General features: G+C 63.1%; 19 protein-coding genes. 10 read left to right on the plus strand and 9 right to left on the minus strand.

From position 1 onward, the window contains the following. Positions 1 to 23 precede the first annotated feature (23 nt). Complete coding sequence (locus tag J5M58_RS22395; RefSeq protein WP_207879664.1) at positions 24 to 1343, minus strand: OprD family porin; 1320 nt, start codon at positions 1341 to 1343, stop codon at positions 24 to 26. Between the two features lie 505 nt (positions 1344 to 1848). Between J5M58_RS22395 and J5M58_RS22400 the strand changes: the two genes are divergently transcribed. Beyond that, positions 1849 to 3924, plus strand: a complete 2076-nt coding sequence (locus J5M58_RS22400) for a TonB-dependent siderophore receptor (RefSeq protein WP_207879666.1) — start codon at positions 1849 to 1851, stop codon at positions 3922 to 3924. Positions 3925 to 4057: 133 nt separating this feature from the next. Here J5M58_RS22400 and J5M58_RS28045 read toward each other — a convergent pair whose 3' ends face one another. Both J5M58_RS28045 and aguA read right to left on the minus strand, forming a co-directional pair. After that, positions 4058 to 4255 carry a hypothetical protein gene (locus J5M58_RS28045; RefSeq protein WP_080563721.1) on the minus strand — a complete coding sequence of 66 codons (198 nt, stop codon included), beginning with the start codon at positions 4253 to 4255 and terminating at the stop codon, positions 4058 to 4060. Between the two features lie 184 nt (positions 4256 to 4439). After that, on the minus strand, positions 4440 to 5546 hold the full coding sequence (gene aguA / locus J5M58_RS22405) for an agmatine deiminase (protein WP_207879668.1): 1107 nt from the start codon (positions 5544 to 5546) through the stop codon (positions 4440 to 4442). 279 nt (positions 5547 to 5825) lie between these two features. Between aguA and rfbC the strand changes: the two genes are divergently transcribed. Genes rfbC through J5M58_RS22425 form a run of 4 tightly spaced genes read left to right on the plus strand, consistent with a single transcriptional unit; the run spans position 5826 to position 10086 of the window. Beyond that, complete coding sequence (gene rfbC / locus J5M58_RS22410; RefSeq protein WP_112251601.1) at positions 5826 to 6371, plus strand: dTDP-4-dehydrorhamnose 3,5-epimerase; 546 nt, start codon at positions 5826 to 5828, stop codon at positions 6369 to 6371. A gap of 42 nt (positions 6372 to 6413) precedes the next feature. Beyond that, positions 6414 to 8228, plus strand: coding sequence for an ATP-binding protein (locus J5M58_RS22415; protein ID WP_207879670.1), 1815 nt, complete (start codon positions 6414 to 6416; stop codon positions 8226 to 8228). Further along, positions 8225 to 9631, plus strand: coding sequence for a sigma-54 dependent transcriptional regulator (locus J5M58_RS22420; RefSeq protein WP_112251335.1), 1407 nt, complete (start codon positions 8225 to 8227; stop codon positions 9629 to 9631). Before J5M58_RS22415 ends, J5M58_RS22420 begins: the two co-directional genes overlap by 4 nt. Next, positions 9631 to 10086 carry a YiiD C-terminal domain-containing protein gene (locus tag J5M58_RS22425; RefSeq protein ID WP_112251333.1) on the plus strand — a complete coding sequence of 152 codons (456 nt, stop codon included), beginning with the start codon at positions 9631 to 9633 and terminating at the stop codon, positions 10084 to 10086. Before J5M58_RS22420 ends, J5M58_RS22425 begins: the two co-directional genes overlap by 1 nt. Before the next feature lie 171 nt (positions 10087 to 10257). Here J5M58_RS22425 and cysQ read toward each other — a convergent pair whose 3' ends face one another. Together cysQ and nudE are read right to left on the minus strand one after the other, a co-directional pair. Next, complete coding sequence (cysQ, locus tag J5M58_RS22430; RefSeq protein ID WP_207879672.1) at positions 10258 to 11076, minus strand: 3'(2'),5'-bisphosphate nucleotidase CysQ; 819 nt, start codon at positions 11074 to 11076, stop codon at positions 10258 to 10260. Continuing rightward, the gene (gene nudE / locus J5M58_RS22435) at positions 11073 to 11639 is read right to left on the minus strand and encodes an ADP compounds hydrolase NudE (protein WP_015268611.1); all 567 of its coding nucleotides are present in this window, start codon (positions 11637 to 11639) and stop codon (positions 11073 to 11075) included. The genes cysQ and nudE overlap by 4 nt, the downstream gene beginning before the upstream one ends. 64 nt (positions 11640 to 11703) lie before the next feature. On the opposite strand from nudE, the gene yrfG reads away from it, so the two are divergent. Continuing rightward, on the plus strand, positions 11704 to 12384 hold the full coding sequence (gene yrfG / locus J5M58_RS22440) for a GMP/IMP nucleotidase (RefSeq protein WP_112251329.1): 681 nt from the start codon (positions 11704 to 11706) through the stop codon (positions 12382 to 12384). 93 nt (positions 12385 to 12477) lie between these two features. Here yrfG and lysM read toward each other — a convergent pair whose 3' ends face one another. Then, positions 12478 to 12918: a peptidoglycan-binding protein LysM gene (gene lysM, locus J5M58_RS22445; RefSeq protein ID WP_112251327.1), complete on the minus strand. Its 441-nt coding sequence runs from the start codon at positions 12916 to 12918 to the stop codon at positions 12478 to 12480. 180 nt (positions 12919 to 13098) lie between these two features. Between lysM and fdhD the strand changes: the two genes are divergently transcribed. From fdhD to J5M58_RS22460, 3 genes are all read left to right on the plus strand, one after another. Then, on the plus strand, positions 13099 to 13929 hold the full coding sequence (gene fdhD, locus J5M58_RS22450; protein WP_133969945.1) for a formate dehydrogenase accessory sulfurtransferase FdhD: 831 nt from the start codon (positions 13099 to 13101) through the stop codon (positions 13927 to 13929). A 5-nt stretch (positions 13930 to 13934) separates the two neighbouring features. Further along, entirely contained in the window at positions 13935 to 16280 is a 2346-nt protein-coding gene (locus J5M58_RS22455; protein ID WP_207879674.1) for an FdhF/YdeP family oxidoreductase, read from the plus strand. A 317-nt stretch (positions 16281 to 16597) separates the two neighbouring features. Then, a complete protein-coding gene (locus J5M58_RS22460; protein WP_112251322.1) occupies positions 16598 to 17080 on the plus strand; it encodes a glycine zipper domain-containing protein in 483 nt (160 codons plus the stop codon). Positions 17081 to 17135: 55 nt separating this feature from the next. Here J5M58_RS22460 and J5M58_RS22465 read toward each other — a convergent pair whose 3' ends face one another. From J5M58_RS22465 to hslO, 3 genes are all read right to left on the minus strand, one after another. Next, positions 17136 to 17576: a thioesterase family protein gene (locus tag J5M58_RS22465; protein WP_112251320.1), complete on the minus strand. Its 441-nt coding sequence runs from the start codon at positions 17574 to 17576 to the stop codon at positions 17136 to 17138. Between the two features lie 235 nt (positions 17577 to 17811). After that, positions 17812 to 19353, minus strand: a complete 1542-nt coding sequence (locus J5M58_RS22470; RefSeq protein ID WP_133969941.1) for a phosphoenolpyruvate carboxykinase — start codon at positions 19351 to 19353, stop codon at positions 17812 to 17814. 179 nt (positions 19354 to 19532) lie between these two features. Next, positions 19533 to 20432 carry an Hsp33 family molecular chaperone HslO gene (gene hslO / locus J5M58_RS22475; protein ID WP_207879676.1) on the minus strand — a complete coding sequence of 300 codons (900 nt, stop codon included), beginning with the start codon at positions 20430 to 20432 and terminating at the stop codon, positions 19533 to 19535. A gap of 120 nt (positions 20433 to 20552) precedes the next feature. Here hslO and J5M58_RS22480 point away from each other — a divergent pair, with 120 nt between their 5' ends. Further along, positions 20553 to 21347 (plus strand): phosphatase PAP2 family protein, encoded by a 795-nt coding sequence (locus tag J5M58_RS22480; protein ID WP_112251318.1) that lies wholly within the window; start codon positions 20553 to 20555, stop codon positions 21345 to 21347. The last annotated feature ends 188 nt before the right edge of the window (positions 21348 to 21535 follow it).

The following is a 21535-nucleotide window of genomic DNA, read 5'->3' on the forward strand; positions in this document are numbered from 1 at the left end:
GCCCCTAGGCCATCAGATCAGGATCAGAAGATGCTGATCGGGTACTCGACGAATACGCGAACTTCGTTGCCGTCGTCGTTGTAACCGTTCTGCTGCACGGCGTTGTTGGTACGCACGAACGAGCTACGCAGCTTGATCGACAGGTCCTTGGCCGGGCCGTCCTGCACCACGTAACGGATCTGGTTGAAGATCTCGCGCTCTTTACCTTCACCGAAGCCCTGCGGGTTGCTCACTTTGCGGGTGTTGATGTTGTCACCCACCACGTAGGCCAGCTTGTAGGTCAGGCCAGGGATGCCGTAGGCACCGAAGTCCAGGCCGTAGCCCAGCTGCCAGGAGCGCTCGTCTTCAGCGTTGAAGTCGGACCAGTACGAGTTGGCCAGGTAGATGGTCGAACCACCGTCACCCACGCCACCCGCGTTCTGGTACCAGCCGTAGTTGTAGCCGGTGCTGCCGGTGCTGCGCTGGTGGGCGATGGTGAACGAGTGCGCACCATACGCGTAGGTGGCTGCCAGGCTCCAGATGGTGTTGGAGTCGCCGTTGAGTTCGGCGCTCTTGACGAACTTGTTGTCGATGTCCGACTTGTAGCCGTTGAAGTCCAAGGTCAGGGACTGGTCGTTGGCGATCGGGAAGACGTAGTTCAAGCCCAGGTAGTGCTTTTTCATCACATCTTCGTTGTCGGCGGTGTACAACGAAGCGGTGAAGTTGTCGGTGAACTTGTAGCTACCGCCGAAGACGTTGATCGACTTCAGGCCGCCGCCGTCACGGCGCTCGGCGCTCTTGCGCGCTTCCTGGGTGAAGCGACCGGCGTTCAGTTCCAGGCCCTGGATCTCTTTGGAGGTGATCAGGGTACCGGTGAAGCTTTCTGGCAGCAGACGGGCGTCGTCGTACTGCAGTACTGGCAGTGCCGGCATCTGGTCACCGTACTTGAGCACGGTGTTGGAGATGCGGAACTTCACTGCAGCGCCACCACGGGCCAGGTTGTGCGGCGAGTTGGCGTTGCCGTTCTCGTCCTTGAAGTCCGAAGGCTTGAAGAAGTCGACACCGGCGCCACCGTTGTGGCCCTTGCCGCCGTCAAGACGCACGGCGTACAGGCCGAATGCATCGACGCCGACACCGACGGTGCCTTGGGTGAAGCCGGAGGAGAAGTTGGCGATGACACCCTGGCCCCATTCGATCTGGTCGTCGGTGCCGTGTTTCTTGTCGCGGTTGATGTAGGCGTTACGCAGCAGGACGTTGGCGTGGCTGTCCTCGATGAAGCCTTTGCTGTCGGCCTGATCATTGGCCTGTGCCTGGGTCGCGGCGATCATCGCCAGGGCGACCAGGCTGATCCTGGTTTTCAACATGTTGTTTTCCTTATTTCCTAATCAAAAACGCTCTGCAATATGACGCCAGGAACCAACGCCCCTTCGTAGGTTCGACGCTATGCGGATCCAGACTGGAAGGCCTGCCGATAACAACACGGCGGCCTCTGGCAGCAGCATGGCCAAAATCATGGCCAGCAGGCGTTGGCCGAATCCTAGCCGTGTGCGATTACAAATGTCAAAAACTCGTGAAATGCAGGTTGATATAACCAAAATCGCCGGCGGCTCTGGTGCATTTCCATGCAGGTTCGCGCTATCAGCGGAGAATTTATCTTGTGTAGGAAATAGCCTTTTGATCGAACGGACAATTTTCCTGTCAGGGCGCCTTCGCAGCGCAAGGCTGCTCCTACAGGGAAAGGCGACAGGGCAGGAGCTGTAACAACCTGACACAGATGTAATGACAACCCTTTACAAATACTCGGGCAATAGCAAATAGCAAGCATTACCATCCGCATCTCTTTTTCACCTGCTCGATCCGGATGTCCCCATGCTTGTACCCTGCCGTCTTTCACCCCTGGCGCTTGGCCTGTCGCTGCTGTTCAGCGCCAGCCTGGCCAGTGCCGCCACCACCACCCTGCCGGAACTGTCGGTTACCGCCGACAGCGATCGCGAAAAGGACAACCCGCGGGTCAAGGAGGTAAGCACCGCGACCCGCACCTCGACGCCGGTGCGCTACGTGCCGCAGGCCATCGACACGGTGAAGACCGTGAACGTGCTGGATTACGGCAGCAATACCCTGGGCAAGGCGCTGGAAGGCATTCCCAACGTCAGCAGCGGTGCCGACACCCGCTTCGACAGCGTGCGCATCCGCGGCTTCGAAGCCAGCAACGACTTCTACCTGGACGGCATTCGCGACGACAGCCAGTACATTCGCGACCTGCATAACATCGAGCGGGTCGAAGTGCTCAAGGGGCCGGCAGCGGTGCTGTATGGCCGTGGCAGCCAGGGCGGTATCGTCAACCGGGTGAGCAAGGCGCCGGAGCCCGGCCGCCGTTCGAGCATCGAGGCGCAGGCCGGCAGCGAAGACCTGCGCAGCCTGTATGCCGACCTCAGTGCCGACCCCAGCGACACCGTCAGCCTGCGCCTGAACATGGGCAACCAGGACAACAACAGCTTCCGCGACGGTATCGATGGCAGCCGCCAACTGTTCGCCCCTTCGATCATGTGGCAGGTCACCCCCGACCTGAACTGGCTGGTGCAATACGAATACAGCCGCTACAACCGCACCCCGGACCGTGGCATCCCCGGGGTCAACGGCCGCCCGGCCGATGTCAGCCGCAGCACCACCTATGGCGACCAGCGCGACTACATCGACGACCGCGCCCAGTCGCTGCGCTCGCGCCTGAACTACCAGCTGAACGAAACCTGGCAGCTGCGCCATACCTTAGGCCTGTTCAAGCTCGACAGCGAGTTCGACAACACCTACGTCACGGGCTACGACGCCAACACCGACACCTTGACCCGCCAGCGCTGGCAGCAGGACCTGAACACCCGCAACCTGTTCAACAACCTGGAGGCCGAGGGCGACTTCAACACCCTGGGCCTGGAGCACAAGCTGTTGCTGGGCCTGGAGTTCGGCAACCAGAAGCGTGACCCGGTGCTGTATAAAGCGGTCGACCAGAAGCTGCAGGGCCTGGGCAAGCCCGGCCGCGACCAGCAACTCAATGGCAACCTGGCGCTGTGGAGCGACAACCACACCGTGGTTGATAGCCGCGGCCTTTATCTGCAAGACCAGATCCGTCTGAACGATGAATGGCAGGTGCTTGCCGGCGTCCGCTTCGACCAGTTCGAAGTGCAGACCACCGACAAGGATGGCCGCAGCGAACAACAGGACAGCAACAGCACCAGCCCACGCCTGGGTGTGGTCTATACCCCTTGGCAGGACCATTCGTTCTACGCCTCGTGGAGCAAGACCTTCTCGCCGGTTGGCGGCGGTCTGATCGGCGTCACCCCAGGCGCAAAGGGCAACGGTAACGACGCCAAGCCGGAAGAGACCCGCCAGAAGGAAATCGGCGTGAAAAGCGACTGGCTCGACCAGCGCCTGACCACCACCCTGGCCATCTACGAGCTGGAGCTGTACAACCGCCGCACCCGCGACCCGCTGGTCCCGGAAAACATCTTGCTCAGCGGTTTGCAGCGCTCGCGCGGTATCGAGCTGACCGCCACCGGCAACATCGTCGGCAACTGGTATGTACGCGGTGGCATCGGCCTGCAGGATGCGACCATCGTCAAGGACAACAACGGCCAGGAAGGCAACCGCATCAATGACGTGGCAAAGCGTAACGGTAGCCTGTTCGTGACCTGGAAACCGGAACTGGGCTGGTACGCCGAAACCGGCCTGACGCTGGTGGGCGAGCGTTATGCGGACAACCAGAACACCACGGTACTGCCGGGGTATGGCCGCTGGGATGCATTGGCGGGGTACCGCACGCATGACTGGGATGTGCGGGCGGCACTGAGCAACATTGCCGACAAGACCTATTACAGCTCGGCGACCAGTGCGGCACAGATCCAGGTGGGAGACCCGCGTAGCCTGGTGGTGACTGGCAGCTACAGCTTCTGATCTCTAGCGCCTGTGCCGGCCTCTTCGCGGCTAAAGCCGCTCCCACAGGTACCCCACTGGGCTCGAGACATGTGGGGTACCTGTGGGAGCGGCTTTAGCCGCGAAGAGGCCGGTACAGGTAATACCGATTCGATCAGTGCCAAACCGCCATCAGCGCCTGCATTTCTGCTTCGCTGATCAGCCCTTGAGGGTATCGTCCGGCAAGCAGACGTCGTGGGTCGGTCGTCCTGACCCTGATGCTTCCATGGTGTTTCAACCACTTCGCCACAAGCCTGAGCGATTGGTGATTCACTGCCGATGGGCGCAAAGCCGACTCACTTGCTGCGTTCATTTCTACACGTACTCCCTGGCCCGTGAGCGGCTAATCTACGTAAGGATTGTTACAGATCCGAGAGCGCGGCATGGCCGAGCTATCTGACTGAAAACAATACAAAACATATGCCAGCACAGGCCTGCGGACAGCCCCGGAAACAAAAAGGCCCGTCATGTGACGGGCCCCTTCATTCACCGAGCGCTCAACGCTTGACCGGCGCCGGCTGCTGCTGGGTCAGGCAGTGGATGTTGCCACCGCCCAACAACAGCTCGCGACCAGGGATCATCACCACTTCGTGGTCCGGGAAGATCTTCGACAGGATCGCTCTGGCCTCGGCATCTGCCGGGTCGTCGAAGCTTGGCGCGATGATGCCGCCGTTGACGATCAGGAAGTTCACGTACGAGCCGGCCAGGCGCACCGATGGGTCACGCTCCTGGCTGCCGGCCACCTGGTCGACACCGGCACACTCTTCGGCGGTGGCGAACAGCGGGCCCGGGATCGGCATCTTGTGCACGATGAACTCACGCCCCTTGGCATCGCGGGTGTTCTTCAGCACCTCCATGGCAGCATGGCAGCGTGCATAGTTGGGGTCGTTGGAATCATCGGTCCAGGCCAGTAACACTTCGCCCGGGCGCACGTAACAGCAGAAGTTGTCGACGTGGCCGTCGGTCTCGTCGTTGTACAGGCCATCCGGCAGCCAGACCACGGTGTCCACCGCCAGATGATCGCGCAGCACCGCTTCGATCTGCTCGCGATTCAGGTGCGGGTTGCGGTTGCGATTGAGCAGGCACTCTTCGGTGGTGATCACGGTGCCTTCGCCGTCCACGTGGATCGAGCCGCCCTCGAGTACGAAGCCTTCAGTGTGGTAGCGCTGGCAGCGCTCCATTTCCAGGACCTTGGCCGCCAGCTCCTCGTCACGGTTCCACGGTGCGTACAGGCCACCGTCAAAGCCGCCCCAGGCATTGAAGCCCCAGTCCACGCCACGCACTTCACCCTGGTCGTTGATGACGAAGGTCGGGCCGGTGTCACGCACCCAGGCGTCGTCATTGCTGATCTCGACCACGCGGATATTCGGCTGGTCGAGCTGGCGGCGGGCGTTTTCGTACTGGCCAGCGGAGACCGCGACGGTTACCGGCTCGAAGCGGGCAATGGCCTTGGCCAGGGTCACATGGGCAGCCTGCGCTGGCTTGCCACCCAGGCGCCAGTTGTCCGGGCGCTCCGGCCAGACCATCCACACCTGGGTTTGCGGGGCCCACTCGGCGGGCATGTGGAAACCATCGGCACGGGGAGTGGAGTTGAGGGTTTTCATGGTTGACCTCTGTGATGGCCCTGAGCCGGACTGTGCTGGGGCGTTTGTCAATTTATAACCGATATATATCGATATTAGAAGCCCGCAAATCGGGAAAACAGTAAAGCCTGAGGCAAATAAATCGATAACAATCGATACAGACGCATCGCTGGCCGCGAACCACTGCGGCACGACATCAACCATAGCCAGCCCTGGTGCATGCCGTTGAAGCCCTAGGCGGAAAAAACGGGCCAGACCGGCTAGGGTCAATACATGAGCAAAACGGGCAAGCGCACCACCATGAACATCATCCCCACCGCAATTCCTGATGTACTGATCATCGAGCCGAAGGTGTTCTGTGACAGCCGTGGTTTTTTCTTCGAGGCGTTCAACGCCCGTGAGTTCGCCCGGCAAACCGGCGTGAATGTCGAGTTCGTCCAGGACAACCACTCGCGCTCGATCAAGGGTGTGCTGCGTGGTCTGCACTATCAGGTGGCAAACACCCAAGGCAAGCTGGTGCGCGTGGTGCACGGGGAAATCCGTGATATTGCCGTGGATGTGCGCAAGAGCTCGCCAACCTTCGGCCAATGGGTCGCGGTACAGCTGTCGGCCGACAACCATCGCCAGTTGTGGATCCCACCCGGCTTCGCCCATGGCTTTGCGGTGATGAGCGAGTCGGCCGAGTTCCTCTACAAGACTACCGACTACTACAACCCGAGCGCCGACCGCTGCATCCGCTGGGATGACCCGACACTGACCATCGACTGGGGGCTGCAGCAGCCACCGGTGCTGTCGGACAAGGACAAGCTCGGCCTGCCGCTGGCAGAGGCGGAACTGCTGCCTTAACTAGCGCATAATTGCGGCAGACTTTTCTGGCGCCTTTACGTGATGATTGCAAAACCCACGCCCCCACGCCGTCCCCGCTGGCGCAGCCTGGCCCTGTTGGCCCTGTGCCTGGCCCCGTTACTGTGGCCCCTGCATCACCTGGCCGAACGCTACTACCAGGAAGAACTGGCCTCGCAGAACCGCCAGACTCTCGACCTGTACGTCGCCAACCTGCTCGGTACCCTGCACCGCTACGAAACCTTGCCGCAGATACTTGGTGACCTGCCGGCGCTGCGCGGGGTACTGGCCGACCCGTTGCGCCTGGAAGCAGTGACCAACGCCAACCGCCTGCTCAAGGACATCGTCCAGCAGACTGGCGCCGAGGTGATGTACCTGATGGACGTCAGCGGCAACACCCTGGCGGCCTCCAACTGGGACAAGCGCGACAGCTTCGTCGGCCGCAACTTCGCGTTCCGCCCCTACTTCAACGAAGCCATGGCCGGCCGCCTGGGGCGCTTCTTCGGCCAGGGCACCACATCGGCCAAGCGCGGCTACTTCTTTGCCGCCGCCGTGCATGACCGCGAGCGCATCGTTGGCGTACTGGTGGTCAAGGTCGATCTCGACCACACCGAAACCCTGTGGGGCCGCACCCCCGAGCAGCTGTTGCTGACCGACCACAATGGCGTGGTCATCCTGACCTCGCAGCCGGACTGGCGCTTCCGCGCGACCCGCGCGCTGACCGAGGCCGAGCGCCAAGCCATCATCGCCATCCAGCCCTACCCGACCCAAGCCCCGCAGCCGCTGGTGCTCAACCAGGACGCCTGGATCACCCAAACCCGCGACATCAAGGAAACCGGCTGGCAGGTCAGCATCCTCGCACCCCGCACGCTGGTCGACCGTTCGGTGCAAACCGTGATGGCCATCGGCGCTGGCACCCTGCTGGTGCTGATGCTGCTGGCCGGCCTGGTGATGCAGCGGCGCCGCCACTACATCGACCGCATCGACTTCGAGGCGCGCGGCCGCCAGGAACTGGAAAAGCGCGTGGCCGAGCGCACCGCCGACCTCGAAGGCCTGAACACCCGGCTCAAGAGCGCCGTGCTGGAGCGCGAGAACGCCCAACAGGAGGCCGTGCGCGCCCAGGACGAACTGGTGCAGGCCGGCAAGCTGTCAGTGCTTGGCACCATGTCGGCCAGCATCAGCCACGAGCTCAATCAGCCGCTGGCCGCCATCCGCAGCTACGCGGAAAACGCCGAGATCCTGCTCGACCACCAGCGTATCGAAGACGCCCGCGGCAACCTCAAGCTGATCGGCGAGCTGACCGGACGCATGGCCTCGATCATCGCTCACCTGCGCGCCTTCGCCCGCCGTGACCGCCATGCCCCGGAGAGCGTGGCCCTGCAGCCGGCCCTGGACGATGCCCTGGCGCTGCTGGCCAAGCGCCGTCGGGCAATGGCCGTCGAGCTGATCCGCGATCTGCCGGAAGCCACCTTGTGGGTACAGGCCGGCGAAACCCGCCTGCGCCAGGTGCTCGGCAACCTGCTGGCCAATGCCCTCGACGCCCTGACCGAAAAGGCCAACCCGCGCCGCCTGTGGCTAAGTGCCGAGCAGCGCGATGACTGCGTCTACCTGTACATTCGCGACAACGGCCCCGGCTTCAGCCGCCAGGCCCTGGAGCACGCCAAGGAGCCGTTCTTCACCACCAAGACCCGCACCCAGGGCCTGGGCCTGGGCCTGGCCATCTGCGAGAGCCTGATGCGCGCCCTGGGTGGTGAACTGCTGCTGGCCAACCACCCGGAAGGTGGCGCACTGCTGACCCTGCAGCTGCGTGTGGCCGCACCTGGCGCTACTTTGCCCAATTCGGAGGACCCCTCGGCATGACCACCGAGACACTGATCGACAGCCGAGCCCAGGTCATCCTGGTCGATGATGACCCGCACCTGCGCCAGGCCCTGAGCCAGACCCTGGACCTGGCCGGGCTCAAGGTGGTCGCCCTGGCCGATGCCCAGGGCCTGGCCGAACGCATCGAGGCTGACTGGCCGGGGGTGGTGGTCAGCGACATCCGCATGCCAGGCATCGATGGCCTGCAACTGCTGGAACAACTGCACGGCCGTGACAACGAGCTGCCGGTACTGCTGATTACCGGCCACGGCGATGTGCCGCTGGCGGTGCAGGCAATGCGCGCCGGCGCCTATGACTTCCTGGAAAAACCCTTTGCCAGCGACGCCCTGCTGGACAGCGTGCGCCGCGCCCTGGCCCTGCGCCGCCTGGTGCTGGACAACCGCAGCTTGCGCCTGGCCCTGAGCGACCGCCAGCAACTGGCCACCCGCCTGGTGGGCCAGTCGCCGTCCATGCAGCGCCTGCGCGAGCAGATCGGCGCCCTGGCCGGCACCCGCGCCGACGTGCTGATCCTGGGTGAGACCGGTGCCGGCAAAGAGGTGGTGGCTCGTGCCCTGCACGACCTGTCCAGCCGCCGCGACGGGCCGTTCGTGGCGATCAACGCCGGCGCACTGGCCGAGTCGGTGGTCGAAAGCGAGCTGTTCGGCCACGAGCCCGGGGCGTTCACCGGCGCGCAAAAACGCCGCATCGGCAAGTTCGAGTTCGCCAACGGCGGCACGCTGTTCCTCGACGAAATCGAAAGCATGAGCCTGGACGTGCAGGTGAAACTGCTGCGCATGCTGCAGGAACGGGTAGTCGAGCGCCTGGGCGGCAACCAGCTGATCCCGCTGGACATCCGCATCATCGCCGCGACCAAGGAGGACCTGCGCCAGTCGGCCGACCAGGGGCGTTTCCGCGCCGACCTGTATTACCGCCTGAACGTGGCACCGCTGCGTATTCCGCCGTTGCGCGAACGCGGCGATGACATCCTGGTGCTTTTCCAGCACTTCGCCGACGCCGCCAGCCAGCGCCATGGCCTGCCGCCGCACGCCCTGCAGCCGGTCCAGCGCGCCATGCTGCTGCGCCATGACTGGCCCGGTAACGTACGCGAGTTGCAGAACGCCGCCGAGCGTTTCGCCCTTGGCCTGGAGCTGGCACTGGACGGCCAGGCGCCACCTGCGGCAATGCCTGCGGTACCGATGCCGAGCGGCAACCTCAGCGAACAGGTCGAGCAGTTCGAACGCTCGCTGATCGCTGCCGAACTGGCCCAGCCACACAGCTCCATGCGCAGCCTTGCCGAGGCGCTGGGCATCCCCCGCAAGACCCTGCACGACAAGCTGCGCAAGCATGGCTTGAGCTTCGACGGCGGTAGCGGCGGGCATGATGATCAAGAGGACAATCGTTAATGAACACCGATAGCCAGTACCTGCAGTCCGTACTGCACGGCGACATCCCCCTGACCCGCGAGATGGGCCTGGAAGTGCTCGATTGGCAGCAGCACACCCTGCGCCTGCAATTGCCGCTGGCGGCCAACGTCAACCACAAGAGCACCATGTTCGGCGGCAGCCTGTACTGCGCCGCGGTGCTGGTGGGTTGGGGCTGGCTGCACCTGCGCCTGCGCGAGTCGGGTATCGATGACGGGCATATTGTCATCCAGGAAGGGCAGATCAGTTATCCGTTGCCAGTTACCGGGGCAGCGGTGGCGCGCTGTGCGGCGCCGGATGAGAAGACCTGGGAGCGGTTCTTGGCCCTGTACCAGCGCCGTGGGCGGGCGCGGCTGACGCTGGAGACCACGGTGAGCAATGCCGGTAGTGACGAGCCTGCGGTGAAATTCAGCGGCCAGTACGTGCTGCACCGCTGACACGGACCACTTGGTAACAGGCTGGCACGATCCCTGTGGGAGCGGCCTTGTGTCGCGAAAGGGCCGCAAAGCGGCCCCAGAAAAATAGGCGGCGAACTATGAACACTGGGGCCGCGCTGCGGCCCTTTCGCGACACAAGGCCGCTCCCACAAGATCGTGCCGAAGCGGCGATCAGATCAGGTTCAGGAAAGCTTGGCGCCACGCAGCTTTTGCCGGCAACGCCAGGAAATGCGGATTGAGCAACGAATCCCGCGCCGGGTACCGGAACGGCAGGCCATCCAGCCCGATCACTTCACCACCAGCCCCTTCCACCACCCCCTGTGCCGCCGCAGTATCCCACTGCGAAGTCGGCGCCAGACGCGGATAGCAATCGGCGCTACCTTCGGCCAACAGGCAGAACTTCAACGAACTGCCGATATTGGCCAGCTCAAGGTCACCCACCGCAGCCCCCAACCCGGCCAACAGCGCTTCCTGTTCCGGGCTGGAATGGCGACGGCTGGCAACCACGGTGAAACGCCCACCCGCCGGCGGCGCATTGCGTACCTGGATCGGCTGGGCACTCTCACCCGCTTCCGCACGCCAGGCACCCAACCCGCGACCGCCGAAGTAGCAGCGCCCCTTGGTCGGCATGGACACCACGCCAAACACCACCTCACCGTTTTCGACCAGGGCGATGTTGACCGTGAACTCCTCGCTGCCGGCAATGAATTCCTTGGTGCCATCCAGCGGATCGACCAGCCACCAGCGGCTCCAGCCCTGGCGCTCGGCCAGCGGAATGTTGCTGTCCTCTTCGGACAGCACCGGGATCTGCGGCGCCAGCGCCAGCAGGCCATCGGCTATCACCCGGTGCGCCGCCAGGTCAGCGGCGGTAACCGGCGAATCGTCGGCCTTGTTGGTCACGGCCACATCGGCGCGCCAGAACGGCAGGATCGCCTCGCCAGCCGCAAGGGCCAGCCTGACCACTTCGTGCATCAGTTGCAGGTCGTTCATGCTTCCAGCAGCCCCCGCTGAATCAGCAGGTCACGGGCCAGGTACAGCGCTGCCAGCGCCCGACCTTCGGTGAACTGCGGGTGCATGGCCAAGGCCGAGAGTTCGCGCAGGTTGACCTTGTCGACCCGCATCGGCTCCGGCTCGTCGCCCTCCAGGCGCTCCTCGTAAAGATCGCTGGCCAGCACCACCTGAATCTTCTGGCTCATGTAGCCCGGCGACAGCGACAGCTCGGTCAGGTGCTCCAACTGGCGCGCGCCAAAACCGGCTTCTTCCTTGAGCTCCCGGTCGGCTGCCGCCAGCACATCCTCGCCCGGCTCGATCAGGCCCTTGGGCAACGACAGCTCGTATTCGTCGGTGCCGCCGCAGTATTCCTCCACCAGCACCGCGTGCTCGGCATCGAGCATGGCCACGATCATGACCGCGCCGTAGCCATTACCCCGGCCCACCAGGCGCTCGTAGGTACGCTCGTTGCCATTGCTGAAGCGCAATTGCACGGCTTCGACGCGAAACAGGCGGCTGCTGGCGACGATTTCGCGGCTGAGGACGGTGGGTTTCTGGCGCATGGGGCGGCTCCTTGGCGTGAACGGGTTACTATACCGTGGCTTGCCGACTGATCGAGAGTTTCCCATGCCTGTTCTTCCCTGGTCTGCCATCGATACCGTCCTGCTGGACATGGATGGCACCTTGCTTGACCTGCATTACGACAACCGCTTCTGGCTGGACCACCTGCCCCAGCGCTATGCCGAGCTGCACGGGGTAAGCCGGGCCATGGCGGAAATGGAGCTGCAGCCGCTGTTCGAACGCAATGCCGGCACGCTGAACTGGTATTGCCTGGACTTCTGGAGCCGCGAACTGCGGCTGCCCATCCGCGAGCTGAAACAGGAAATCGCCGACCTGATCGCCCTGCGACCGGATGCCGATACCTTCCTGGCAGCTATCCGCAACGCGGGCAAGCGCGTGGTGATGATCACCAATGCGCATCGGGATTCGCTGTCGCTGAAGCTGGAGCGGGTGGAGTTGGCGCCGTATTTCGAACGGCTGATCAGCTCGCATGACTATGGCTACCCGAAGGAAAGCCCGCAATTCTGGGACGCATTGCAGGCGGACATCGGCTTTGAACCGGAGCGCAGCCTGTTCATCGATGACACCCTGGCGATTCTGCGCAGTGCGCGGCGGTTTGGCGTGGGGCACCTGCTGGCGGTGCGCCAGCCGGATAGCCAGGCCGGGCCGCGGGATACCGAAGAGTTTGAGGCGGTCGAGGATTACCGGGAATTGTTGGTAGGCCTGCACGGGCCTCTTCGCGGGTAAACCCGCTCCCACAGGCTCACCACAGGTTTGAACTGTGTGTGATCCCTGTGGGAGCGGGCGAGCCCGCGAAGAGGCCGGTACAGGCTGCAGAGATCAGTCAGGAATACGCAACACCTGTCCCGGATAGATCTTGTCCGGGTGCTTGAGCATCGGTTTGTTGGCCTCGAAGATCTTCTGGTACTTGTTGGGGTCGCCATACACCTTCTTCGAAATGGCGCTCAACGTATCACCCTTCTCCACCGTCACGAACCGCGCGGCCTGGGCAACTGGCCCGGTCACGGTGATCTGGTCGTCGACACTGGCAACGCCTGCGACGTTACCCGCCGCCAGGATGATCTTCTCCTTCTCCTCCTGGCTGGTCACCTCACCCTTGAGGATGATCGTGTCACCCTCTACAGTGGCCGTGATGTTCGGGTTGCCCAGGCCGACACTTTCCACGTGTTTCTTCAGCTGCTCTTCGGCATTGGCATTGCCGGGGGTCAGCAGGTCGATCAACTTCTCGCCCGCTTCCTTGACGAAACTGAACAAGCTCATAGCGCTCTCCTTGTTGACGAAACCTTGGACACAGCAGTCTAGGCCAGCTTTTCCCCTTGCGCCCCCGTGCGACCAATCGACGCGGTCTATCAAGGCATAGACCCTAGCGATTAGACGCCGCCGGCCCACACGCCTAGGCTTGTGCTATCAAAGAGCTGCCGATAGCCCGATATCGCCCCGATGAAAAGCAAGCCTCCGGTCTGCGCGGCCTCATCGCCCTTGTCCATGCCCGCCGCCAGCAACACCTACGATTACGTCCAGCTCAGCGACGCCAGGCGCGACAGCACGCCCTTGGCCGAAGAAGTGGCCCTGGCCATTGTCTACAACGGCCTGAACCAGGCGGTGATGCTGGTCAGCCCCACCGACCTGGAAGACTTCGCCGTTGGTTTCAGTGTCGGCAGCGGCATAGTGGAAGGCACCACGGAAATCTACGACCTGAAACTCTCCGGCAGCGGCTCGGCAATGTATGCCGACCTGGAGATTTCCAGCCGTGCGTTCTGGAACCTGAAAAACCAGCGCCGTCAACTGGCCGGCACCAGTGGTTGCGGCCTGTGCGGGGTCGAAGCGCTGGAGCAGGCACTGCCAGAGCTGGCCAAACTGCCTGGCGCACCCTTGCCACCGGCGCAGTGGCTGGTCGGCCTGCGTGAGCGCATCGATGCCTTCCAGCCCCTCGGCCAGCACTGCGGCGCGGTGCATGCGGCGCTGTTCATGGACCGCCATGGCGAACTGCTGCTCGGCCGCGAAGACATCGGCCGGCACAACGCCCTCGACAAGCTGATCGGCGCCTTGCTGCGCCAGGGCATCGACAGCCAGGGCGGCCTGGCCATCGTCACCAGCCGCTGCAGCCTGGAGCTGATCCAGAAGGTGCTGCGGGCCGGTATCCAGACCCTTGTCAGCCTTTCGGCGCCCACCGGCCTTGCCCTGCAATGGGCGCGCAAGCACAACCTCAACCTTATCCATCTGCCCAAGCACAGCGCACCGCGGGTATACAGCCCAGCGGCGGAGTCGTAACTGTCGTGACCTCGTACCAACACCTCCCGGAAAACGCCCCAGCCTCCTCCCCTCGCTACAAGCCCTACCACGGCCCCGCCGGTGGCTGGGGTGCGTTGCGCAGCGTGGCCAAGGCCTGGGTCGGTAGCGATAACGCGCTGAAGAACATTCGCGCGCTGCTCAAGACCAACCAGAACGGCGGTTTCGATTGCCCCGGCTGTGCCTGGGGCGACTCGCCGGAAAGCGGCATGGTCAAGTTCTGCGAGAACGGTGCAAAGGCAGTGAACTGGGAGGCGACCAAGCGCCGCGTCGATGCCGCCTTTTTCGCCCGCTACAGCGTCACTTCGCTACTGCAGCAGAGCGACTACTGGCTGGAGTACCAGGGGCGCCTGACCGAGCCGATGGTCTATGACGCACCTAGCGACCGGTACCAGCCGATCAGTTGGGACGCCGCCTTCACCCTGATCGCTCGCGAGCTGAACAAGCTGGCCAGCCCTGACCAGGCCGAGTTCTACACTTCCGGGCGCGCCAGCAACGAAGCGGCATACCTGTACCAGTTGTTCGTGCGTGCCTACGGCACCAACAATTTCCCCGACTGCTCGAACATGTGCCACGAGGCGAGTGGCGTGGCCCTGGGGCAAAGCGTCGGGGTTGGCAAAGGCACCGTCACCTTCGACGACTTCGAGCACGCCGACGCGATTTTCGTCTGGGGCCAGAACCCCGGTACCAACCACCCGCGCATGCTCGACCCGCTGCGCGATGCGGTAAAACGCGGTGCCCAGGTGGTGTGCATCAACCCGCTCAAGGAGCGTGGCCTGGAGCGCTTCCAGCACCCGCAAAACCCGCTGGAAATGCTGACCAACAGCGACCGGCCGACCAACACCGCATTCTTCCGCCCGGCCTTGGGCGGCGACATGGCGATGCTGCGCGGCATGGCCAAGTTCGTCCTGCAATGGGAACGCGAAGCCCAGGCCAACGGCGAACCGGCAGTCTTCGACCACGCCTTCATCGCTGAACATGGCCACGGCATCGACGACTACCTGGCGGTAGTGGACGCCACGCCATGGGAGCACATCCAGGCCCAGTCCGGCCTGGCGCTGGCAGACATCGAACTGGCCGCGCGCATGTACTGCCGTGGCAAGCGGGTGATCATGTGCTGGGCGATGGGCATTACCCAGCACCGCCACTCGGTGCCGACCATTCAGGAAATCGTCAACCTGCAGATGCTGCGCGGCAATATTGGCGCACCAGGTGCCGGCCTGTGCCCGGTGCGTGGCCACAGCAACGTGCAGGGTGACCGCACCATGGGCATCAACGAGCGCCCGCCGGTGGCCCTGCTGGATGCCATCGAGCAGCGCTTCGGCTTCCCCGTGCCTCGGCATAACGGCCACAACACCGTCGAGGCGATCCACGCCATGCTCGATGGCCGGGCCAAGGTATTCATCGGCCTGGGCGGCAACTTCGCCCAGGCTACGCCAGACACCGAGCGCACCGCCCAGGCACTGCGCAACTGCGAGCTGACCGTGCACATCAGCACCAAGCTCAACCGCAGCCACCTGGTGCATGGCAAGCAGGCACTGATCCTGCCGTGCCTGGGGCGCACCGACATCGACCTGCAGGCCGAAGGGCCACAGGCGGTAACGGTAGAAGACTCGTTCAGCATGGTTCACGCCTCCAATGGCCAGCTGAAGCCGCTGTCGACGCAGATGCGCTCGGAGCCGGCGGTCATCGCCGGTATCGCCGCCGCCACCCTGGGCAAGAAGCCTGTGGACTGGCACTGGCTGGTGGCTGACTACGACCGTATTCGCGAGCTGATCGGCGACACCATCGCCGGCTTCAGCGGCTTCAACCAGCGCCTGCGCGAGCCGGGCGGTTTCTACCTGGGCAACAGCGCCGCCAGCCGCGAATGGAAGACCAGCACCGGCCGCGCCAACTTCAAGGCCAACCTGCTGCCCGACACGCTGCTCGACGAACGTGTACGCGCCAGCGGCCAGGTGCCGGACCTGATCATGCAGTCGATGCGCTCGCACGATCAGTACAACACCACCATCTACGGCCTGGACGACCGCTACCGTGGCGTGCGTGGCCAGCGCGAGGTGCTGTTCGTCAACGAAGCCGACATCATCCGCCTGGGTTTCCAACCGGGGCAGCAGGTCGACATCGTGTCGTTGTGGGGGGATGGGCATGTACGCCGTGTGCACGGTTTCACCCTGCTGGCGTTCGACATCCCGGCCGGGCAGGCGGCGGCGTACTACCCGGAAGTGAACCCGCTGGTGCCGCTGGAAAGCATTGGCGATGGCAGCCATACGCCGACGTCGAAGTTCATTGCCATCAAGCTGGAGCGGGCGCGGGACGACGGGCGTATCCTCTAGAAATGCGCCGGCCTCTTCGCGGCTAAAGCCGCTCCCACAGGGAAATCACAAGGCCTGAGAGCAGTGGTATCCCTGTGGGAGCGGCTTTAGCCGCGAAGAGGCCAGAAGCCGTGCCGCCAAAAACGAAAAAAGCCCTGTTCCAATGTGGTTCAGGGCTTCGTCATAAAGGTTTAAGACAGCGAAAAAACGATAAAGTTTCACAGTAAATACAGTAAGTTAGAGAATTGTGTACAACTCGTGTTACTCGTCGGATTTCCGTTGCCAGGCGCGCCCGTAAGGCTCAAAAATCGCCTCGTCATCCTTATGAGGCTTTCTTGATGAAGAAGTACTCCTCGATACTGTTGTTGTCTTTCAGCTTGCTCAGCGGCGTTGCCATGGCAGGCGGCACCACCGAGGCCGGCATTGGCGGCGCATTGGGTGGGGTACTGGGCTCTGTCGTGGGCCAGTCCATTGGTGGTAGCACAGGCGGCGCGATCGGTGCTGGCCTGGGCGGCGCAGCTGGCAGTGCGGTCGGTGCCGACAAGCACCAGCGTGGTGAGGCAGCCATCGGTGGCGCATTGGGCGCCGCAGGCGGCAACGTGGTCGGCCGCTCCGTGGGCGGTACTACCGGTAGCTACATTGGCGCGGCAGCCGGCGGTGGCGCCGGTGGCGCACTGGGTAACTACATGGGTAAAGAGGCCGACAGAGACGATTACCACGAAGGCCGCCGCTACCGTCGTGGTTATGACGACGACCGTCGCCACTGGGACCGTGGCCACCACTACGGCCATCGCAAGCACAAGCGCCACTGGCGCGACTAACGCCTGAGGGCCTTGCCCCGGCAACAAAAGCCCCGCCCCTGCCAGCGGGGCTTTTTCATGCCTGCTGTTCCTGCAGTACACCAGACAGGATCACCTGCAGCGTCTGTGGCAAGGCCACTGGCCGGCCGCTGGCCCGTTCGATGAACACCTGCACCACCGTGCCTGCTGCACACGCCTCCGGCTCCCCTGGGCGGAACAGGGCCAGGCGGTACTCCACCGTGCTGCCCGCCAGGCGCGCCACCCCCAGCCCCACTTCCAGCACATCCGGGAAGCCTGGCAGCGCGTAGAAATCCGCCGCCGAACTGACCACGAAGGCCGCGAGCTCGCCGTCACGCAGGTCCAGGTCGGCCTGTTCGACAAGAAACGCCTGGATGGCGGTTTCGAAGAAGCCGTGCACGGTGGCACCGGCAATATGGCCGTTCAGGTCGTTGTCCTGGGGACGGGTGAGGATGGGGTGGAAGTGGGAGAAGGCAGTGCGCTGAGGGGATTCGGTCATCTGGCTGGCTCTTGTCTTCGCAATGGATGCTGACAGTGAAACAGAAAAACCGGATTTTCGCTGCCTGTGCGGGCCTCTTCGCGGGTAAACCCGCTCCCACAGGTGTGGCGTGAGTCTTGAGGGCGGCGGAGAACCTGTGGGAGCGGGTTTACCCGCGAAGAGGCCCGCACAGGCTTGTAGAAAAAACAAAAAAGCCGCCCGAAGGGGGCGGCTTTCTCGTTGCGGGCGGGTCAGCTTACAGCTGCGGGCCAGCGGCCTTGATGGCGTCGGAAACTTCGAACTTCTTGAAGTTTTCGATGAACAGCTTGGCCAGGCCTTTGGCGGCCTCGTCGTAGGCAGCCTTGTCAGCCCAGTTGGTGCGCGGGTTGAGCAGCTCGGTATCAACGCCCGGAACGGCCTTGGGCACATCCAGGTTGATGATGTCCAGGTGTTCGGTTTCAGCGCCGATCAGCGCGCCGCTCTGGATCGCAGCGATCACGGCACGGGTGGTCGGGATGCTGAAGCGCTTGCCAACGCCGTAGCCACCGCCGGTCCAACCGGTGTTGACCAGGTAGACCTTGGAGTCGAAGCCCTTGATACGCTTGATCAGCAGTTCGGCGTACTCGCCAGCCGGGCGCGGGAAGAACGGGGCGCCGAAGCAGGTGGAGAAGGTCGACTTGATGCCGCTGCCCGAACCCATTTCGGTGGAACCGACCAGCGCGGTGTAGCCGGACAGGAAGTGATAGGCCGCCTGTTCGTTGTTCAGGATCGAAACCGGAGGCAGAACGCCAGTCAGGTCGCAGGTCAGGAAGATGACTGCGTTAGGCTCGCCGCCCAGGTTCGCTTCGGAACGCTTGGCAACGTGCTCCAGCGGGTAGGCCGCACGGCTGTTCTGGGTCAGGCTGACGTCGCTGTAGTCGGCGTGCTTGTTGGCGTCGAGAACGACGTTTTCCAGCACGGCGCCATGCTTGATGGCTTTCCAGATGACCGGCTCGTTCTTTTCGGACAAGTCGATGCACTTGGCGTAGCAGCCGCCTTCGATGTTGAAGACCACGCCCTCGCCCCAGCCGTGCTCGTCGTCACCGATCAGGTAACGGCTTTCGTCGGCCGACAGGGTGGTCTTGCCGGTACCGGAAAGGCCGAAGAACAGGGTCACATCGCCTGCTTCGCCGATGTTGGCGGCGCAGTGCATCGGCAGTACGTCGGCAGCCGGCAGCAGGAAGTTCTGCACCGAGAACATGGCTTTCTTCATTTCGCCGGCGTAGCGCATGCCAGCGATCAGCACCTTCTTCTGGGCGAAGTTGATGATCACGCAACCATCGGAGTTGGTGCCGTCACGCTCAGGCTCGCACACGAAGTTGGCGACGTTGAGGACCTGCCACTCGCCACGGCCAGCCGGGTTGTACTGCTCCGGATTGATGAACAGGCAACGACCGAACAGGTTCTGCCAGGCAGTCTGGGTGGTCATCTTCACCGGCAGGTAGTGCTCGGCGGCCGCCCCTACGTGAACGTAGGAAACGAAGTGATCCTGGGCGTTGTTGAACGCCTCGACGCGAGCCCACAGGGCATCGAACTTGTCGGCCGGGAACTTGCGGTTGATCGGGCCCCAGGCGATGGCGTCCTGGGTGGAAGGCTCTTCGACGATGAAACGGTCAGCCGGCGAACGGCCAGTACGGTGACCAGTCTCCACGACCAGTGCGCCAGTATCGGCTAGTACGCCTTCACCGCGTTGCAGCGCTTCTTTTACCAGCTCATCGACGCTCAGGTCGGTGTACACGGTGTTGTTGGCTTGCGTCATGAGATACCCCATCCGGCCCGAGGCCGAGTGCTCCAAACGTTTTGTAGTTGTCTCAAAAAAACTACTACAGCGAAAAAAGTGGCCGGATTATGCCAGAAACGCCCAAAAAAAGTAGGCCCCTCCTGTCAGAACTGCGCTTTTGCGCAATTCGACAGGAGATTGTCCTGTAGTTAAACGTTTCAGTGACGAGTTTCTGAGGCTACGTCCGTACCGCCACCGGCAAACAATTGCGCCACATCACTGGCGTCGAAGAAATAGCGCTCGTTGCAGAACTGGCAATCGATCTCCACCTGCCCGCCGCACTCTTCCACCAGCGCCTTGGCATCGTGCTCGCCCAAACTGACCAGCGCATTGCCGGAACGTTCGCGCGAGCAGCTGCAATTGAAGCGCAGCGGCTGGATATCGAACAGGCGCACGGCGTCTTCGTGGTACAGGCGGTGCAGCAGTGTTTCGTTGTCCAGCGCCCACTCATCCGCCTTGAGCGTGGTGGCCAATGCCACAACGTGCTGCCAGCTTTCTTCACGCTCTTCATCGTCCGGCTGGCGATCGCGCGGCAACTGCTGCAGCAGCAGGCCACGTGCCTTGCCGCCTTCGGCGTTGAGCCAGAAGCGCGTGTTGAGCTGTTGCGACTGGACGAAGTAGTTGGTGAAGCACTCCGACAGGGTGGCGCCATCGAGGTCGACGGTGCCCTGGTAGCGCTGGCCCTTGAGCGGATCGATGGTCAGGGTCAGGTGGCCGTCGGGCATCAGCTGCGACAGGGTCGCATCCGCCGGAATCTGGTCCGCTTCGTAACGGGCCATGCCGCGGATATCGCGGTCGCCGGAGCATTCGACCATCAGCAGCGGGATCGGCCCGGCAGAGCGCGCCTGCAGAATCAGCAGGCCGTCGAACTTCAGCGCCCCGACCAGCAAGGCGGTGGCGGCCATCAGCTCGCCCAGCAGTGCCTGCACCGGCTGCGGGTACTCATGACGCGCCAGCACCGCGGCGTAGCTGTCATCGAGAGACACCCACTCGCCGCGCACATCGCGCTCGTCGAAGATGAAACGTTGGGTGAAATCGGTATCAGGCAAATCGCTCATAGGTTTTGGCTATCTGAAAATGATGACAAAATGGTTACAAGGGTTGTCGAAAACAAGCGAGAACCCCATGACAGAGCGCTCACAAGGCGCTCCGATTCCTGTTTGCAATAGAGGTATTTTATGGACAATCGACCACTGTTCCAAGCAAGGTGGTCCTGGGGGCCATTGGCAGCCTGTACGCTGCTTCCCATCGCTCTACTGTGTTTCTGGTTATGGCCCATTGGCCAGATCTTGTGCCTGACTTTCGACGAGTGGCTGTTCCACAGCCTGAATGCGCCGCTGGCCGACAACACTACCTGGCGCTACATCTGGACTGTCGGCAGCCTGCGCCCGTTCGACATCGTCGTCGGCCTGATCCTTCTGGCAGTGCTTATCCGAGGCGACTGGGTGTTCAAGGCAACCCAGGTGCGCCAGGCCTTTTTCGGCTTCCTGGTCACGCTAATCCTCTTAGTGGTGATTCGCGCGCTGTTTTCCAAGTGGGTGGATGCAGCCGGCTGGCAGCACAAGAGCCCGTCGATGATGTTCGACGAGGTGGTGCACCTCAGCGACTACTATCCGGACCTGGAGGCGGCCTGGGAGCTCAAGGACCGTTCCAGCAAGAGTTTCCCGGGGGATCATGCCTCGGTGCTGCTGGTCTGGGCGCTGTTCATGAGCGTGTTCAGCCGCCGCCTGGTGCAGTACCTGGTGGTCTGGGGGTTGGCGGTATTGTTCATGTTGCCGCGCCTGGTGGCCGGTGCCCACTGGGGGCAAGATGACTACATCGGCGGGCTGCTGATGGCGGTGCTGGCGCTGGGCTGGAGCTGCTACACGCCGCTGGCGGCCAAGGGAAGTGCGGTGCTGCTGCGCTGGACGGCGCCGTTGTTCAACCTGCTGGCCCGGTTACCGCTGGTCGGACGGATGGCTGTCACCCGTTAGGGCCATGGGGCTACTGCGTAGCCCATCGCGACACAAGGCCGCTCCTACAGGGGGCCGCGATTTCCTGTAGATACCGTCTTGACCCTCACCCCGCAAGAGCGATTTGAGGGTCAAACGGTTTGCCGGATTTCACTACGCCATACACCAGGTGCAAAAGCTTACGCATAGCAGCGCAGACTATCTGCTTG

It is taken from the genome of Pseudomonas sp. 32_A (genome assembly GCF_017490905.1).
Classification (GTDB): Bacteria; Pseudomonadota; Gammaproteobacteria; order Pseudomonadales; family Pseudomonadaceae; genus Aquipseudomonas; species Aquipseudomonas inefficax.

Bases quoted from the DNA above. Each gene is read 5' to 3' on its own strand.
- J5M58_RS22460 (WP_112251322.1), top strand. From the start codon at position 16,598: ATGAAGAAGTACTCCTCGATACTGTTGTTGTCTTTCAGCTTGCTCAGC.
- J5M58_RS22470 (WP_133969941.1), bottom strand. From the start codon at position 19,353: ATGACGCAAGCCAACAACACCGTGTACACCGACCTGAGCGTCGATGAG.
- J5M58_RS22465 (WP_112251320.1), bottom strand. From the start codon at position 17,576: ATGACCGAATCCCCTCAGCGCACTGCCTTCTCCCACTTCCACCCCATC.
- J5M58_RS22415 (WP_207879670.1), top strand. From the start codon at position 6,414: ATGATTGCAAAACCCACGCCCCCACGCCGTCCCCGCTGGCGCAGCCTG.
- cysQ (WP_207879672.1), bottom strand. From the start codon at position 11,076: ATGAACGACCTGCAACTGATGCACGAAGTGGTCAGGCTGGCCCTTGCG.
- J5M58_RS22480 (WP_112251318.1), top strand. From the start codon at position 20,553: ATGGACAATCGACCACTGTTCCAAGCAAGGTGGTCCTGGGGGCCATTG.
- J5M58_RS22420 (WP_112251335.1), top strand. From the start codon at position 8,225: ATGACCACCGAGACACTGATCGACAGCCGAGCCCAGGTCATCCTGGTC.
- J5M58_RS22425 (WP_112251333.1), top strand. From the start codon at position 9,631: ATGAACACCGATAGCCAGTACCTGCAGTCCGTACTGCACGGCGACATC.
- J5M58_RS28045 (WP_080563721.1), bottom strand. From the start codon at position 4,255: ATGAACGCAGCAAGTGAGTCGGCTTTGCGCCCATCGGCAGTGAATCAC.
- lysM (WP_112251327.1), bottom strand. From the start codon at position 12,918: ATGAGCTTGTTCAGTTTCGTCAAGGAAGCGGGCGAGAAGTTGATCGAC.
- nudE (WP_015268611.1), bottom strand. From the start codon at position 11,639: ATGCGCCAGAAACCCACCGTCCTCAGCCGCGAAATCGTCGCCAGCAGC.
- fdhD (WP_133969945.1), top strand. From the start codon at position 13,099: ATGAAAAGCAAGCCTCCGGTCTGCGCGGCCTCATCGCCCTTGTCCATG.
- aguA (WP_207879668.1), bottom strand. From the start codon at position 5,546: ATGAAAACCCTCAACTCCACTCCCCGTGCCGATGGTTTCCACATGCCC.
- hslO (WP_207879676.1), bottom strand. From the start codon at position 20,432: ATGAGCGATTTGCCTGATACCGATTTCACCCAACGTTTCATCTTCGAC.
- rfbC (WP_112251601.1), top strand. From the start codon at position 5,826: ATGAACATCATCCCCACCGCAATTCCTGATGTACTGATCATCGAGCCG.
- J5M58_RS22395 (WP_207879664.1), bottom strand. From the start codon at position 1,343: ATGTTGAAAACCAGGATCAGCCTGGTCGCCCTGGCGATGATCGCCGCG.
- J5M58_RS22400 (WP_207879666.1), top strand. From the start codon at position 1,849: ATGCTTGTACCCTGCCGTCTTTCACCCCTGGCGCTTGGCCTGTCGCTG.
- yrfG (WP_112251329.1), top strand. From the start codon at position 11,704: ATGCCTGTTCTTCCCTGGTCTGCCATCGATACCGTCCTGCTGGACATG.